The organism is Hymenobacter sublimis (genome assembly GCF_023101345.1).
GTDB lineage: Bacteria > Bacteroidota > Bacteroidia > Cytophagales > Hymenobacteraceae > Hymenobacter > Hymenobacter sublimis.
Genome location: NZ_CP095848.1, coordinates 4,438,836 through 4,454,440, shown reverse-complemented (window position 1 = coordinate 4,454,440; position 15,605 = coordinate 4,438,836). Strand labels below are relative to the sequence as shown.

Genomic DNA, 15,605 nt, shown 5'->3' with positions numbered 1-15,605 from the left:
AGTGAACCGAGCTAAAGCCCTTCTCCCTTTCTCTTTTAGCGCGCGGCGTACTGTTGCTGGTAGTACGTTTGGTAGGCGCCGCTCGTCACGTTATTAAGCCACGCCTGGTTTTCCAGGTACCAGTCCACCGTCTGGGAAAGCCCTTGTTCGAAGGTTACGGAGGGTTTCCAGCCCAGCTCATTCATGATTTTGCTGGAATCAATGGCGTAGCGCAGGTCGTGGCCCGCGCGGTCCGTCACGAAGGTGATAAGCTTGCGCGAGGTGCCTTTCTCCTTGCCGGTTTTCTCGTCCAGCGTATCGCACAGCAAGTGAATCAGCTCTAGGTTGGCCCACTCGTTCACGCCCCCGATGTTGTAGGTTTCGCCTACTTTACCTTTGTGAAAAACGGCGTCAATGGCGGTAGCGTGGTCTTTCACGAACAGCCAGTCGCGCACGTTTTCGCCCTTGCCATACACGGGCACCGGCTGGCCGTGCTGGATGCGGTGAATGGCCAGCGGAATCAGCTTCTCGGGGAAGTGGTTGGGCCCGTAGTTGTTGGAGCAGTTGCTCAGCTTCACGGGCATATGGTAAGTATGATGCCAGGCCCGCACAAAGTGGTCCGACGAGGCTTTCGACGCCGAATAAGGCGAACGGGGGTCGTAGGGCGTATCCTCCGTGAACATGTCCGGGCCGAAATCCAGGGAGCCGTACACTTCATCAGTTGACACGTGGTAGAAGACTTTGCCTTCGTAGCCCAGGGGCTTCCACAGATTTTTGGCCGCGTTCAGCAGGTGTACCGTACCCAGCACGTTGGTTTTCACAAATGCCAGCGGATCGGTAATGCTACGGTCCACGTGCGACTCGGCCGCCAAGTGAATCACGGCATCTGGCTCCTCGGTAGCAAACAAGTGGTCCACGAAGGCCTGATCCGTAATGTCACCCTTCACCAGCCGGTAGTTAGGTGCCGATTCAATGTCGCGCAGGTTTTCCAGGTTGCCAGCGTAGGTCAGGGCATCCAGGTTCAGAATCTGATACTCCGGATACTTCGTCACGAACAGGCGCACCACGTGCGACCCAATGAAGCCGGCCCCGCCGGTGATGATAATCTTCATGTTATTGAGCTATTGGCTAGTAGCTGACAGCTACTAGCCTTTTTTAGATGATGCGTAACGCAAAAAGCGAAGAGCTAACTGCTATCAGCCATTAGCTAAAGAAAGCTGCCACTTCCAGGCACTGGCTAGGGCTTCTTCCAAGGTAGAACTGGTCTGGAAACCAAGCTTCTGCACCGATTTGGTTACGTCGGCGTAGATGGCGGGCACGTCGCCGGGGCGGGGCGGACCGATGGTATAGTTCAGCTTCTGGCCGGTAGCGCGCTCGAAAGCCTGCACTACTTCCAGCACCGAGTTGCCCCGGCCGGTACCCACGTTAAAGGTTTCCACGGTGTCGCCAGTACCATCGAGCAGACGCTGCACGGCTACCACGTGCGCCTTGGCCAGGTCCACCACGTGCACGTAGTCGCGGATGTTGGTGCCGTCGGGCGTGTCGTAGGTATTACCGTGAATCGTGAGCTTCTCCCGGATGCCGGCCGCCGTTTGAGTAACGTACGGAATCAGGTTCTGCGGAACACCCAGGGGTAGCTCCCCAATTTTGGCCGAAGCATGGGCCCCAATGGGATTGAAGTAACGCAGCAGAATGGTGCGTAGCCCGCCAGCGGGCGCCGCGGCTACGTCGCGCAGAATATCCTCGCACATCTGCTTGGTAGCCCCGTAAGGTGAGTTAGCCTTTTTGGTCGGTGTCTGCTCGGTTACGGGCAGAGCATCAGGCACGCCGTACACGGTGCAAGAGGAAGAGAAAACCAAAGAAGCTACCCCAAACTCGCGCATCACTTGCAGCAAAGTCAGCAGGGAGCCCACGTTGTTCTGGTAGTATTCCAGCGGCTTCTGTATCGATTCGCCCACGGCTTTGTAGGCGGCGAAGTGGATAACGCCCTTGAGGCTACCTTCTTCGGCAAAGACGGCTCGCATGGCCTCTATGTCGTTGCAGTCGATGCCGTGAAAGGGAATTTTCACGCCCAGAATCTCCTCCACGCCAGCCAAAGCCGACTGCTGAGAATTGCTGAAGTTATCGATGATGACGGGCTGAAAACCAGCTTCGTACAACTCAACCACTGCGTGCGAGCCAATATAGCCAGCGCCACCTGTTACGAGGATTTTGGTTCTTTCCATCTGTCAAATTGTGAAGTGGCGAAGTAGTGAAATGGCGAGTTGCTGTGCAGATAACGAATCAGCAAACTCACCACTTCACAAGTTCACTATTAATTACAGGCTCCAGTAGGCCAAATCCTGAATTTTACCGCGGAACAAGCCTTTGATGTCAATTACTACGGCGGGCTGGTTGGTAATGCTTTTGAAGTAAGCCTCGTCAAGTTGGGTGTAAGGCTGGTGGCTTACCGCTACAATGATGCCGTCGTAGTCGTTACGCACCTCACTTTCGGGCGTCAGCCGGAAGCCGTACTCGTGCTGCAGCTCGTCGGAATCGGCGTGAGGGTCCACGATGTCCACGTTTACGCTGAAGTTTTTCAGCTCCTGAATGACGTCGGCTACCTTGGAGTTACGAATATCTTCCACGTTCTCCTTAAAGGTAGCGCCCATCACCAGCACCCGGCTCTTAGAGACGTCCTTGCCCTGCTTAATCATGGTCTGCACGGTCTTGCGCGCAATGTAGGCTCCCATGTTGTCGTTGGTCGTGCGGCCCGACAGAATCACCTTCGCGTCGTAACCCAGCTCCTTCGCCTTGTAGGTCAAGTAGTACGGGTCAACGCCAATGCAGTGGCCGCCCACCAGACCGGGCGAAAACTTCAGGAAGTTCCACTTGGTGCCAGCAGCCTCCAGCACCTCGTAGGTGTTGATGCTCATGCGGTCAAAAATCATCGACAACTCATTCATCAACGCAATGTTCACGTCGCGCTGGGTGTTTTCGATGATTTTGGCGGCCTCGGCTACTTTAATGCTGCTGGCACGGTGCACGCCGGCCTGCACCACTAGCTCGTAGGTTTTGGCAATTTCCTCCAGTGACTCGGCGTCGCAGCCGGCTACTACCTTCACGATGCTGGAGAGGGTGTGCTCTTTGTCGCCGGGGTTGATGCGCTCGGGCGAGTAGCCTACCTTGAAATCCTGGGGGAACTTCAGGCCCGAAAGCTGCTCCATCACCGGAATGCAGTCCTCCTCGGTGCAGCCCGGGTACACGGTGCTTTCAAATACCACGTAGTCGCCTTTCTTCAACACTTTGCCTACCGAGGACGAAGCGCCGAGCAAGGGCTTCAAATCGGGTTGGACGTGCTCATCAATGGGCGTAGGTACGGCCACAATGTAAAACGTAGCCTCGCGCAGCACGTCCAGCGAGTCGGTAAACTCAATGTCACAGCCTTCGAAATCCTTGGCCTCCAACTCCCCGCTCGGGTCAATGTTGTTGCGCATCATCTCGACCCGCTTGGCGTTGATATCAAAGCCAATGACTTGGATTTTGCGGGCGAATTCGAGGGCGATAGGCAGGCCTACGTAACCAAGGCCGATGACGGCCAGCTTGGCCTTTTTCTGGAGAAGTTGCTCGTACACGATAGCGGAACTTAGGAACTTGAAGACTTAGGATCGGGGCTTGGTGAAAGCCGGAAAACTGAAACTTACCGCCGGCTAGCCGGGGCTGATACGGGAAACGCGGCCATCGGTTAGCTGGTACTGCTCCTGGCCCTCCGGACAGGTAGCGCGACCGGCTTCGTCGAAGGTTAGGCGGTGGCCCCGGGCGCTCATCCAGCCGCGCAAGCGGGCCGGATTGCCGTACACTAGGGCGTAGGCTGGTACGTTGCGGGTGACCACGGAGCCTGCGCCCACAAATGCATATTCGCCGAGGATAACCCCACACACTATGGTGCTGTTGGCTCCAATGCTGACTCCCTGGGCTAGGCGGGTAGGCTGGTAATGGCCGGGGCCCCGGCGCGGCACCGCAGCGCGTGGGTTGAGCACGTTGGTAAATACTACGGAAGGACCAATGAACACGTCGTCGGCGCACTCTACGCCGGCGTACAGACTTACATTGTTCTGGACTTTCACGTTGCGGCCCAGCGTTACGCCTTCGGCCACAAATACATTCTGACCTAAGGAACACTCCGGCCCCAATTCCGCGCCGGCGCTTACGTGGCAAAAATGCCAGATCCGGCACCCGGCACCAATACGGCAGCCCTCGTCGAGGGCGGCAGTAGGGTGCGCATAGTAACCAGAAGCGTCGGGCATGCCGAAGGAATTGATGAGCAGAATTTCAGCCGGCAAAGGTAGGGGTTTTGGAAGTGTGATAAGAATTTAATGCCACACTTCCGCCTGAATGCCGGCTGATTGCCTTCGTAATCTAATCCGGCGGGCAGCCGCCTACCCTAGCCAGGTAGCTCGTACCAGTCGGGCTTTGCCAAATAAATCGAGGCGGGGTTCGGCTTCTTGGTAGCCCAGACCCTGCAGCATGGCCACGGTTTCGGGGGCAAATTGCTCGTTTATTTCGAAGTACAGGACGCCGCCAGCGGCCAGTAACTCGCGGCCTAGTTCCGCAATGCGCCGGTAGAACAGCAGCGGATCATGGTCGGGCACAAACAGGGCCGTGGCTGGTTCGTACTGCAGCACGTTGGGCCGCATCAGGGGCCGCTCCTGTTCCAGCACGTAGGGTGGGTTGCTGACCAGCACGTCCAGCGGTGCCTTTAGCACCGGCCGCTCCCGCAGAATATCTACCTGCTGAAAGTCGATGGCTACGCCGTAGGTAGTGGCGTTGCGCCGGGCCACGACCAGCGCTTCGGCTGAGATGTCAAGAGCAGTCAGGTGAGGCGTTAGGAGCTGCTGGGCCAGGGCTAGCGGGATGCAGCCCGAGCCGGTGCCCACGTCCAGCACGCGCAGGCCCGCGCGGTGACCTTGCTCCTGCACAATTAAAGCCACCAATTCCTCCGTCTCGGGCCGTGGAATGAGGGTAGCGGGCGTTACTTCTAGCTCCAGTCCGGCAAAGTAGGCCACGCCCAGCACGTATTGTAGGGGCTCGTGACGCAGCAGGCGGGCCTGCAGGGGCTCTAGGGCGGCTAGCTTATCGGCCGGCACCGGCTCGGTGGCCTGCACGCGGCGCTGCAGGGGCGAAAGGCCCAACAAGTGTTCCAGCACCTGCCCGGCTATGGCTTCGGCCTCCGGGGCCGGATAAATAGCGGTAAGATCAGTGGCAAGGCGGGCCGTAAGCTGGCGAAGCGTGGGCGTAAGCATAAGGCAAAAGTACGCGGGATTTGCGGCCAGCACGGCGGGTAGGTGGTGGTTTCGCGCGGGCCCGTATCTTCACCGCCTGACCTCTCGCCTACCTTCCCGCCCATGCCTACCCCTACTTCTTCCGATGAGCTATTCATGCGCCGCGCCCTGGACCTGGCCCGTCTCGGCACCGGCCACACCCGGCCTAACCCACTGGTAGGCTGCGTTATTACGCACCAGGGCCGCATTATAGGCGAGGGCTGGCACCGGCAATATGGTGGACCCCACGCCGAAGTCAACGCCGTGGCTGCCGTCACGGACTCGCAACTCCTGCCCCAAAGCCGGGTGTACGTCACCCTGGAGCCCTGCTCCCACTTCGGCAAAACTCCACCCTGCGCCGATTTGCTCATTGAAAAGCAGGTAGGGGAAGTTGTTATCTGTAACCTCGACCCAAACCCACTGGTGGCGGGCCGGGGCATCCAGAAGCTGCGGGATGCTGGGATTCAGGTAGAAACGGGCGTGCTGGAAGCCGAAGGGAGGGCCCTGAACCGGCGCTTCTTCACGTTTCAGGAGCAGCAACGGCCTTATGTGGTGCTGAAGTGGGCCGAAACCGCTGATGGCTACCTGGCCGGCCCGTACTTTCAGCCCGTGGCCATCAGCGGCGAGCTGGCCCGGGTGGCCGTGCACCAGTGGCGAACCGAGGAACACGCTATTCTGGTGGGCACCCGCACGGCCCTGCACGACAACCCCCGCCTGAACGCCCGCGAGTGGCCCGGTCCCAATCCCATCCGGCTAGTCATCGACAAGAACCTGAGCCTGCCGCCTACCCATCACCTCTTCGATGGTAGCCAGCCTACCGTCGTGTTTACGTACCGGGAACGGGCATCCCAACCCAACCTGACCTACGTGACACTTTCGGAAGCCGAAGACCTGTTTCCGCAGATTTTGCACCACTTGTACCAGCAAGGTGTACAGTCGGTATTGGTGGAAGGCGGACCAACGGTGCTTAACTCCCTACTCAAGGATGGCTTGTGGGACGAGGTCCGGGTAATCCGCAGCCCCCGGCGGCTGGGTGGGGGGGTAGCGGCCCCGCGCATCGGACTAACCGGCCTGCGGGAACAGCTGACGCTGGGGCCGGACGAAGTGTTTATTTACCAGCGCTAAACGGTGAGCAGAACGGTGCTGTTAGCAACCAATAAACCCACCCCGGCTACTACCGCTACCTTTGTGTTGTTTACTGCCTGCATCGGAGCGTAGTCGCTCCGAAGTGCTTTTTACGTTTTTCTCTTTTCCTTCCTTATGGCTGAAGAACTTCACCTCGATACTACCGTCAGCAAGGCGGAACAATACCGTCAGCTTCTCCCCCAAATTGTAGCCCTTACTACCGGCGAGCCCGACCGGGTAGCTAACCTGGCCAACACGGCGGCGGCGCTGCGGCAGGCATTTGGCTTTTTTTGGGTGGGTTTCTACCTGGTGCAAGGCCAGGAGTTGGTGCTGGGCCCGTTTCAGGGTCCGATTGCCTGCACCCGCATCCGGCACGGCAAGGGCGTGTGCGGTGCCAGCTGGGCGCAGGCCGCTACCCTACTCGTGCCCGACGTGGAGCAGTTTCCCGGCCATATCGCCTGCAGCTCCGATTCAAAATCTGAAATTGTTGTGCCTGTGCTTAAAAATGGACAGGTAGTGGCCGTATTGGATGTGGACAGCGACCAGCTAAACGATTTCGACCAGGACGACCAGCAGGCCCTGGAGCAGCTGATGACGGTAGTGGCGGAGTGGTTTTAGCGAGCGAGGGGCGGCGAAAAATAGGATAATCCGCTGGCTGGTGCTGATCTACCGCGCTTGGCGGCTTAACTTACTCCGCACAACCCCACTCCACCCCCACCCATGCGTAAAGTAGTATTATACATTGCCACTAGCCTCGATGGCTACATTGCCTCCCCTGACGGATCCGTTGAGTGGCTGCCCACGCCACCCCCAGGCGAGGATTACGGGTACGCCAACTTCCTGGCTACCGCCGACGCCACGCTGCTGGGCCGGGCCACGTACGAGCAGGTGCTTTCGTTTGGCGAATGGCCCTACCCCACCCTCACCAACTACGTGTTCACCCACCGCCCGCCCGCGGAGCCGGCCCACGCCTCGGTGCACTTCGTGACAGAAGACCCTACCCAGTTTGTCACCCAGCTCAAGCAACAGCCCGGCAACACTATCTGGCTGATTGGGGGCAGCACCTTGGCTTCCCCGCTGCTGGCCGCCGGCCTGATTGACGAGCTGATGCTGTTCATTGTACCCCAACTGCTGGGCTCAGGCATTCCGCTGTGGCGGGAACAACCCCGGCCGCGCGTTCTTACCCTGCAACGCACCCAAACCTGGCCCGATGGCACCACCCTGCTGCACTACCTGCTGCCGGGTCTCGTGAAAAGTCAGGTAGAGAGCTAGCAAGCCGTTCTACACCAGCCCTATCTTCATTTCCACAAAAAACTGAGCCCCCGCTACCTAGTAACGGGGGCTCAGTTTTTTAACTTTATTTTTCTGTTTAAAACAGGCTGGGTGCGTCGGTTTTGAGTTGGGCAATAATGGTTTGGCCACCTTTTACTTTTTCCCCAATCTGCACCTTTACCTCCGTGTCCACGGGCACGAAAATATCCACGCGGGAGCCGAACTTGATAAAGCCGAACTCTTCGCCCTGGCTTACCTCGTCGCCCTCGTTCACGTACCACACAATGCGGCGGGCCATGGCTCCGGCAATCTGGCGGAACAGTACAAACGGGCCCGCCTCCGACTCCACTACCACCGTCGTGCGCTCGTTTTTGGTGCTGCTCTTAGGGTGCCAGGCCACCAAGTAGTTACCGGGATGGTACTTGAAGTAGCGCACAATGCCCGAAATAGGGTTGCGGGTGATGTGCACGTTAATCGGCGACATGAAGATGCTGATCTGCTTGCGCTGGTCGTCGAAGTACTCCGGCTCATGCACGTTTTCGATAACTACCACTTTACCGTCGGCGGGAGCAATTACCAAGTCTTCGTGGGTAAATAGGCGCCGGGCTGGGCTCCGGAAGAACTGCAGCAGCGTCAGGAAGACGATAACGGAAATACCCGCGAAAACTTTGTTAAAGCCGTCGTTTTCGGCGTTGTAGCGGAACAGCAGCAGGTTGGCGGCCAACAGGGCCAGCAGCGTAAAGAACAGAATACGTCGTCCTTCTTTGTGGATCTTCATATATCACTGATTAGCGCCGGATGAGCAGAACTTCCTGCCAGAGGCGTCAATACAAGCTAACGGGAAAGGCGGCAACGAAAGTTGCCCGGAGTGGGAAAACAACCGGTCCTCGGCTTACAAAGATAGCCCGAGCCGTGAGGCCCGGGCTATCGGAAAGCAAATATACGTGGCGAAATGGTGAGATAGTGAATTAGTGCGTTTGTCGTACCAGCGAGTCAGCTTTGCTAGCCCGATAAGCTCACGAATTCCTCATCCAACCATTGCACGGCTAGAAGCCGCCGCGGAACTTGTAGGTCTGGGCTACTTTGTCGATGGCCACCACGTAGGCGGCAATGCGCATCGGAATGTTGTACTTCTGAGAGGTGGCGTACACTTTCTCGAAGGCCTCATTCATGATGCGGTCGGCGCGCTCAGTCACCATGTCCTCGCTCCACTTGAAGCCCTGGCGGTTCTGCACCCACTCAAAGTAAGAAACCGTTACCCCGCCCGAGTTGGCCAGGATGTCGGGTACTACCATGATGCCTTTTTCATTGATGATGGGGTCAGCGGAAGCAGCCGTAGGGCCGTTGGCACCCTCTACAATCAGCTTGGCCTTGATGGCGTGGGCGTTGTGCTCGGTAATTACGTCTTCCACGGCGGCCGGCACGAGCAGGTCTACCTCGGAGGTTAGCAAATCATCGGCGTTGTCCATGAGGGTAGCGCCGGTGAAGCCATCGAGGCGGCCTTTGTGCACGTTTTTGTACGCCACGGCCTCGTCGATGTTGATGCCGTTCTCGTTCCAGTAAGCACCGCTTACGTCGGAGATGCACTTAATTTTCACACCCTGCTCGCTGAGCAACTTAGCGGCCCAGGAGCCTACGTTGCCGAAGCCTTGTACCGCCGCCGAAGTCTGCGCGGGGTTCATGTCCAGCTTTTTCATGGCGGCCAGGGCCGATACCATTACGCCGCGGCCGGTAGCCTCGGTGCGGCCCAAGGAGCCACCCATTACCAGGGGCTTGCCCGTAACTACGGCCGGGGAGGTAGCGCCCACCGTTTTGCTGAACTCGTCCATGAGCCAGGCCATTTCGCGGGGGCCGGTGCCCATGTCGGGAGCCGGAATGTCACGGTCGGGGCCGAACACGTCCTTCATGGCCAGGGTGTAGCCGCGGGTGAGGCGCTCAATTTCGCCGGCGCTCATGGTGGTCGGGTCGCAGATGATACCGCCCTTGGCTCCACCGTAGGGAATATCCACCACGGCGCACTTCCAGGTCATCCAGGCGGCCAGGGCCTTCACCTCGTCGAGGTGCACGTTCTTATCGTAGCGAATACCGCCTTTCGAGGGGCCCAGAATGGTATTGTGCACCACGCGGTAGCCTTCGAATACGCGCACCTTGCCGTTGTCCATCGTCACGGGAATGTGCACGATGATTTGCTTGTCGGGCGCTTTCAGGACGTTGTAGGTTTCATCATCGAGCCCGAGGATTTCCGTGGCCACGTTGAAACGCGACATCATAGATTCCAGGGGATTTTCGGCATCGACGCGGGGAGCCGGCTCTTTGTACACCGTGGTGGCAGCCATACGGGGTTGGGGTTGGGGTGGGTGAGATTAAAAAGTAGGCGACTCAAGCGGTGGGAGCCGAAGTCGCGCACGAGAAAATTGGGTGGTCAAAGGTAGTAGGTTTATGCCATACGGCAGGTAGCGCGCGTAGGGTACAGAGCACCAGCCAGCTGCCAACTGATTACCTTCTCATCGAAGCTGGCTGTTCGCTGCTAAGGTTTGCATCTGCCAGCGCCAATACCTGCTCGTATTCACAAAATTTCTGGGTGCATCCTCCACGAAAAAAGCCGAACGCCCGGCAAGGCATTCGGCTTTTCTGTTTCGAGCGGAGAGCTACTCTACCCCAGCAGCAGCCGCAGCAGGGCCAGCACCGGCAGAATAAACAGGAAGGCATCGAACCGGTCGAGCAGGCCGCCGTGCCCGGGCATGATGCGGCCCGAATCCTTAATATCGACGCTGCGCTTGAGCATGGATTCGGCCAGGTCGCCCAGGGGCCCGAATACGGCCACCACGCCGGCTACTACCAGGCGGTAAGTTAGGGAGAGTTCGGGCAGGAGGTAGCCCAGGGCCCAGCCCATAACCAGGGTAAGCAGAAAGCCGCCCACGGCGCCTTCCCAGGTTTTACCGGGTGATATTTTTGGGGCGAGTTTGTGCTTGCCGAAGGTTTTACCCGCAGCGTAGGCTCCAATATCCGACGACCACACTAGCAGCAGCAGCGCAAAGACGCGGCGGTAATCGTAGCCGGTTTCGGTGAAAGCTACCAGGCTGAGAAGGCTCATGGGAAGGCTGACGTAGAGAAGGCCTAGTAAGGCCACGCCCACATTGGCGAAGGGAGAGAAGTCCTGCTTCTCCCGGGGCCAAGCCGCCATTTCACGCAGGATAAGGATGGTGGGCAGAAGCAGCAATAGGAGTCCAAGTAGCGCACCTATCAGGTTTGCAGGGTATATAACGGTGTGCCAACCAGCATTCATATAATTAAAGCTGGTATCCAATCCCTCCCCTGCTCGCACTAGAAAAAGAGACGCAAATATCACAACGCTTATCCCCCCACCCAGCAAGGCCGCCGGCTTGTACCCTACCTCCCGCATCATGCGGTAAAATTCCCAAAGCATCCGCATCTGCACCAACCCGAAAAACAGCGCGAATGTCCAGGCGCTGTACCACACGCTGCCCAGCAGCAGCACGGCCCCGATAACGCCGAAAATGATGCGCTGGGTTAGGTTCGACATGGCGGGCTTGCCCGCTGGGGGCTCCGTAGTAGCAGGGGAAACGGGCGTGGGAGAGGTCGACAAGCGGGCAGTAATAAAGGGTAGGAATAAGGGTCGGGAAGGGGTTGTAGGAGGCAGCTATACTGGCTGTGTAGGTTAGCCTTCTGAGCGGGTGGCATCCACGCCGTCGTGGCTGAGGGTACGGGCCACGGTGGGGGTAGCGGCGGCCTGGCGGGTAGTCACGCCGCTACTACCCAAGGTGCGCAAGTGGGTAGGCTCGTCCTCGGCGCGGGGCCCTTCCATCCGCTCCCGCAAGTACCAGAGTAGAACCGCGCCAACTACCAGGGAAGCTAGTACCAGGTACCAGGGCATACTTTCCGTAGAGTCGGGGTCGAAGCTGGCCGCCGACCACTGGCGCTGCTGAGCGTATAAGATGAGCAGTTGGAAAGCATTCTGGGTGAAGTGTGCCGCCATGGGTACCAGAATGTTACCGCTCCACTCGTAGAGGTAGCCCAGCACCAGTCCCAGCACAAAGCGCGGAACAAAGCCAAAAAACTGCTGGTGAATGGCGCTGAAGATGGCCGCCGCCAGCCAGATGCCCACGTGACGGGAGTTAAACCACTGCACCAGATTGCGCTGCAAAACCCCGCGAAAGAACAGCTCCTCACTAAAAGCCGGAATAACGGCCAGCACCACCAGCGCCACCAGCAGCCGGGCGGTGGAGTTCAGGCGCGCCAGAAATTCCGTGGCCTTTTTCAACTCCAGTTCTTTGGCCTGAGCCCACTGCTCAAAGCCGCTTAAAAAGCCGGGAAAGTGAATTCCTTGATTCCACTCAATAAGCACGGCCATAGCCGGCAGGCTACTGATAATCAGGAGGGCCGCCGGCAGCAGCCACTGAACCCGCACCGGCCGGCGGGGCGTGAAGTACTCGGCCCAGCGGTAGCCGGTTACGGCCGCAAACCCCAGCGCCGCCCCGCCTAGCATCACCAGCAGCGTAACGCCCTGGGAAAGCATGAGCACACCCCAGCCGTTGGGGTGGTCCTGGGGGTTTTGCGCTACGTTGCCCAACTCCTGCATCCCTACCCCAAACAGCAGCTTGTTAAACACCATGGTGAAGAAGCCGGCAATGCAAAGCGTAGCAACAGTAATGAGCAGCAGCAAGGCCAGATTGGCGAAGGGGTGCAACCGGCTGGAGACGAAACCTTTCATACAAAGTTGGGGTCTTGGGGGCTTAGGGCCTCGGGGCTCGGAAACCGTGCAACGACTCTACGCGAGTGCGTCAGCCAAGAACCTAAGCTCCCAAGACCCTAAGACCCTGAACTAATCGTAAATTTGCGCAAAATACTAGAATAGACTGCCGTGGTACACATCCGCAATATTGCCCTGCCCGATTTCCCCTTACTGCTCGCGCCCATGGAGGACGTGTCGGACCCGCCGTTCCGGGCCGTGTGCAAGCAGGGCGGCGCCGATTTGATGTACACCGAGTTTATTTCCTCGGAAGGCCTGATTCGGGCGGCGGCCAAAAGCCGGCAGAAGCTAGACGTGTTCGATTACGAGCGACCCATTGGCATTCAGCTGTTTGGCTCCGATGTAAACACCATGGGCGAGTGCGCCCGCATCAGCACCGAGGCTGGCCCCGACCTCATCGACATCAATTATGGCTGCCCCGTGAAGCAGGTAGCCTGCCGGGGCGCCGGCGCGGCCCTGCTGCGCGACATCCCCAAAATGGTGGAAATGACCTCGGCCGTAGTAAAGGCTACCCACCTGCCCGTCACGGTAAAAACCCGCCTGGGCTGGGACGAAACCACCAAGAACGTGGAAGAGGTAGCCGAGCGCCTGCAGGACATTGGTATTGAAGCCCTTACCGTGCACGGCCGCACCCGCGTGCAGATGTACAAGGGCGAGGCCGACTGGCGGCTGATTGCGGCCATCAAAAACAATCCACGCATCAAAATCCCCATCTTCGGCAACGGCGACATCGACTCGCCCCAGAAGGCCGTGGAGTACAAAAACCGCTACGGCGTAGATGGCGTGATGATTGGCCGCGCGGCCATCGGCTACCCCTGGATTTTCCGGGAGGTAAAGCACTACAATGCCACCGGCGAGCTACTGGCACCGCCTACCGTGGAGGAGCGGGTGCAGGCCTGCCGCATGCACTTCGAGAAAAGCCTGGAGTGGAAAGGCCCGCGGGCCGGCGTGTTCGAGATGCGCCGCCACTACGCCCAGTACTTCCGGGGCCTAGAGGGCGCCCGCCAGTGGCGCAGCCGCCTGGTAGAAAGCAACGACCCACTGGAAATTCACGCCATCATGGATGAAATTATTGCCGCCGAGCCAGTTTTGGTGGGGTAATTCGTAGTTGGCTTGTATCCGTTTGAACGTCATGCCTCGGCTGCGCGGACGCCAGCTCACGCATGACGTTCTTTTGTTGCTCATATTATAGTTCGCTCTGCCCACTCCATGCCTACCGCCCCCACCCCGGCCGTTGCTACCGCTCCTACCGCACCGGTTGTTGCGCCGCCCCCACCCCACCGAACGCCCGCCTCGGCCTGGGTACTGCTGCTGATTCTGGCCAGCATTTGGGGCACGTCCTTTATTCTAATGAAAAAAGGTCTGGTCGTGTTTTCGGCCCTGGAGCTGGGAGCTACGCGGGTGAGCGTGGCGGCGTTGCTGCTGCTGCCGTTTGCCCTGAAGCACCTTAATAAGGTAGACCGCAGCCATTTCAAGTGGCTGATATTGAGCGGGGTAGTTGGCACGCTGGTTCCGGCGTTTCTTTTTGCTTACGCCGAAACCCAGCTGGCTTCGGGCCTGGCCGGCGTGTTGAATGCCCTAACGGCCGTGTTTACCCTGGTGGTAGGCGCCTTGTTTTTTGGGCAGCAATTGACGGGCCTACGAGTGGCCGGTATAGCCCTGGGTCTGGTGGGTACGGTGGTGCTCATGCTGCTGGGTGGCAGCGGCGGCGACGCTACCCCGACCGGCGAGGGCAACGCCTGGTACGGTTTGTACATTGTGCTGGCCACCCTGGGCTACGGCGTGAGCGTGAATGTCATCAAGCACCGCTTCCACGGTATACCGTCGGTGGCGGTTACGGGGCTGTTGCTGCTGTTTATTGGCGGGCCGGCCCTGGCCTTTCTGCTGGTGGGCACCGAGTTTGTGCATAAGCTAGCCACGGTGCCCGGCGCCTGGACTGCCTTTGGCTACATTGCCCTGCTGGCTACCATGAGCACAGCCGTGGCCATGGTCCTTTTCAATAAGCTTATTCAAAGCTCCACGGCATTGTTTGCAGCCTCCAATACCTACCTCGTGCCGGTGGTGGCGCTGGGTTGGGGGTTGCTGGATGGGGAAAGTTTCAACCTATGGCATCTGCTGGGCATGGGTATTATTCTGCTCAGTGTATTCATTATCAACCGGGCCCGGTAACCACGAAGCGCCCGGTGCGTCTTACATAAGCCTACCCATCTACCATACACCGTAGATGGGTAGGCTTTTCTGTTGAAGTAATGGCGTAACTACTACACTTGCCAACGGCCAGACGACAGCAAAAAGAACGTACCCTGCTCACGCTAAACGGAGTGGGTAGCAAGAACTGTGGAGTCAGACAAGAATCTCATGCAGAGCGCAGCGAAGCATCTCGCGGGCTGAGGGTTGGGGTAGTACTGCAACAATTCGAGCGAGATGCTTCGCTGCGCTCTGCATGACGGGCTATTCGCGTAATATCCACACAGCCTAGTGGGTTAAAATCTATGCTCGAAGGCGGGGTGTGCAGGCTACATTCAGCAGGTAATTATCTGTATTACATTGGTTTGCTGATTGTTTTTCAGACTCTGGAAACCAGCTTACTAGAGTCGAACTGGACGCCCTATTGAGCCGCGTAAAACATGGCTCAAAATCAATAGCTTATCAATAATATAGGTATGCTTACCGCTAATTTTGTGTATATTATCCCTTCTACTCTGCGTCACCATGCTCTACTCCGCTGCACACACCTATGTCACATGTTTCACCGGCTGCCACGGCCTTCCCCAACCCCGAGCTGGTTGTCAGTTATGCTGACGGCCTACGCTACGTAAAGCACCGACTCAACTCCTTTGCGCATGGTGCGCTCAAGCCCTGGGCCGAAAGCCAGAGCATGAACTACACCATGGTAGTAAACCTGAAAAACTCCCAGCTGACCAAGCAAACCCCGCTGCTGGTGCAGCGCATTTTGCTCACGTTCGGCTTTGAAACGGACCCGATTCGGCTAATGCAGGGCGGACAGCAGACTTACCAGTTTTTGTTTCGCACGCCCGAACAACTGCAGCTGTTTCACGCCCAGCTTTCGTTTTACGAACCAGAAGGGCCGGCCCCTTCCCAACCCCGCTAACCCCACCACCTCGTTACCCATCCGCTTTCGCAGCAGCCAGCTTACC

At 58.3% G+C, this 15,605-nt stretch carries 15 protein-coding genes; 6 read left to right on the top strand and 9 right to left on the bottom strand.

Translation table 11 applies throughout. The annotated features are described in order from the left end of the window. Window positions 1-35: 35 nt before the first annotated feature. The 5 genes from rfbB to prmC form a co-directional block, all read right to left on the bottom strand. Window positions 36-1,091 (bottom strand): dTDP-glucose 4,6-dehydratase, encoded by a 1,056-nt coding sequence (gene rfbB / locus MWH26_RS18660; RefSeq protein WP_244694383.1) that lies wholly within the window; start codon window positions 1,089-1,091, stop codon window positions 36-38. Between the two features lie 84 nt (window positions 1,092-1,175). Next, window positions 1,176-2,204, bottom strand: coding sequence for a UDP-glucose 4-epimerase GalE (galE, locus tag MWH26_RS18655; RefSeq protein WP_244694382.1), 1,029 nt, complete (start codon window positions 2,202-2,204; stop codon window positions 1,176-1,178). A 93-nt stretch (window positions 2,205-2,297) separates the two neighbouring features. Then, complete coding sequence (locus tag MWH26_RS18650) at window positions 2,298-3,593, bottom strand: nucleotide sugar dehydrogenase (RefSeq protein WP_247975445.1); 1,296 nt, start codon at window positions 3,591-3,593, stop codon at window positions 2,298-2,300. Between the two features lie 75 nt (window positions 3,594-3,668). After that, entirely contained in the window at window positions 3,669-4,301 is a 633-nt protein-coding gene (locus MWH26_RS18645) for an acyltransferase (protein ID WP_311136876.1), read from the bottom strand. A 96-nt stretch (window positions 4,302-4,397) separates the two neighbouring features. Continuing rightward, entirely contained in the window at window positions 4,398-5,261 is an 864-nt protein-coding gene (gene prmC / locus MWH26_RS18640) for a peptide chain release factor N(5)-glutamine methyltransferase (protein ID WP_247975444.1), read from the bottom strand. 102 nt (window positions 5,262-5,363) lie between these two features. Here prmC and ribD point away from each other — a divergent pair, with 102 nt between their 5' ends. The 3 genes from ribD to MWH26_RS18625 all read left to right on the top strand — a co-directional run bounded on the left by ribD (window position 5,364) and on the right by MWH26_RS18625 (window position 7,676). Next, entirely contained in the window at window positions 5,364-6,404 is a 1,041-nt protein-coding gene (ribD, locus tag MWH26_RS18635; RefSeq protein ID WP_247975443.1) for a bifunctional diaminohydroxyphosphoribosylaminopyrimidine deaminase/5-amino-6-(5-phosphoribosylamino)uracil reductase RibD, read from the top strand. Window positions 6,405-6,539: 135 nt separating this feature from the next. Beyond that, window positions 6,540-7,022 carry a free L-methionine (R)-S-oxide reductase MsrC gene (gene msrC / locus MWH26_RS18630; protein ID WP_247975442.1) on the top strand — a complete coding sequence of 161 codons (483 nt, stop codon included), beginning with the start codon at window positions 6,540-6,542 and terminating at the stop codon, window positions 7,020-7,022. Window positions 7,023-7,124: 102 nt separating this feature from the next. Further along, a complete protein-coding gene (locus MWH26_RS18625) occupies window positions 7,125-7,676 on the top strand; it encodes a dihydrofolate reductase family protein (RefSeq protein WP_247975441.1) in 552 nt (183 codons plus the stop codon). Between the two features lie 97 nt (window positions 7,677-7,773). On the opposite strand, the gene MWH26_RS18620 is transcribed toward MWH26_RS18625, so the two are convergent. The 4 genes from MWH26_RS18620 to MWH26_RS18605 form a co-directional block, all read right to left on the bottom strand. Then, a complete protein-coding gene (locus MWH26_RS18620) occupies window positions 7,774-8,454 on the bottom strand; it encodes a phosphatidylserine decarboxylase family protein (RefSeq protein ID WP_244694378.1) in 681 nt (226 codons plus the stop codon). 268 nt (window positions 8,455-8,722) lie between these two features. After that, the gene (locus tag MWH26_RS18615) at window positions 8,723-10,012 is read right to left on the bottom strand and encodes a Glu/Leu/Phe/Val family dehydrogenase (RefSeq protein ID WP_244694377.1); all 1,290 of its coding nucleotides are present in this window, start codon (window positions 10,010-10,012) and stop codon (window positions 8,723-8,725) included. Between the two features lie 317 nt (window positions 10,013-10,329). After that, complete coding sequence (locus MWH26_RS18610; RefSeq protein ID WP_247975440.1) at window positions 10,330-11,283, bottom strand: phosphatidate cytidylyltransferase; 954 nt, start codon at window positions 11,281-11,283, stop codon at window positions 10,330-10,332. Window positions 11,284-11,355: 72 nt separating this feature from the next. Beyond that, window positions 11,356-12,408 (bottom strand): CPBP family intramembrane glutamic endopeptidase, encoded by a 1,053-nt coding sequence (locus MWH26_RS18605; protein WP_247975439.1) that lies wholly within the window; start codon window positions 12,406-12,408, stop codon window positions 11,356-11,358. 150 nt (window positions 12,409-12,558) lie between these two features. Here MWH26_RS18605 and dusB point away from each other — a divergent pair, with 150 nt between their 5' ends. From dusB to MWH26_RS18590, 3 genes are all read left to right on the top strand, one after another. Then, window positions 12,559-13,548 (top strand): tRNA dihydrouridine synthase DusB, encoded by a 990-nt coding sequence (gene dusB, locus MWH26_RS18600; protein ID WP_244694374.1) that lies wholly within the window; start codon window positions 12,559-12,561, stop codon window positions 13,546-13,548. 108 nt (window positions 13,549-13,656) lie between these two features. Beyond that, a complete protein-coding gene (locus MWH26_RS18595) occupies window positions 13,657-14,616 on the top strand; it encodes a DMT family transporter (protein ID WP_244694373.1) in 960 nt (319 codons plus the stop codon). A gap of 568 nt (window positions 14,617-15,184) precedes the next feature. Next, entirely contained in the window at window positions 15,185-15,559 is a 375-nt protein-coding gene (locus MWH26_RS18590; RefSeq protein WP_247975438.1) for a hypothetical protein, read from the top strand. Window positions 15,560-15,605: the final 46 nt, after the last annotated feature.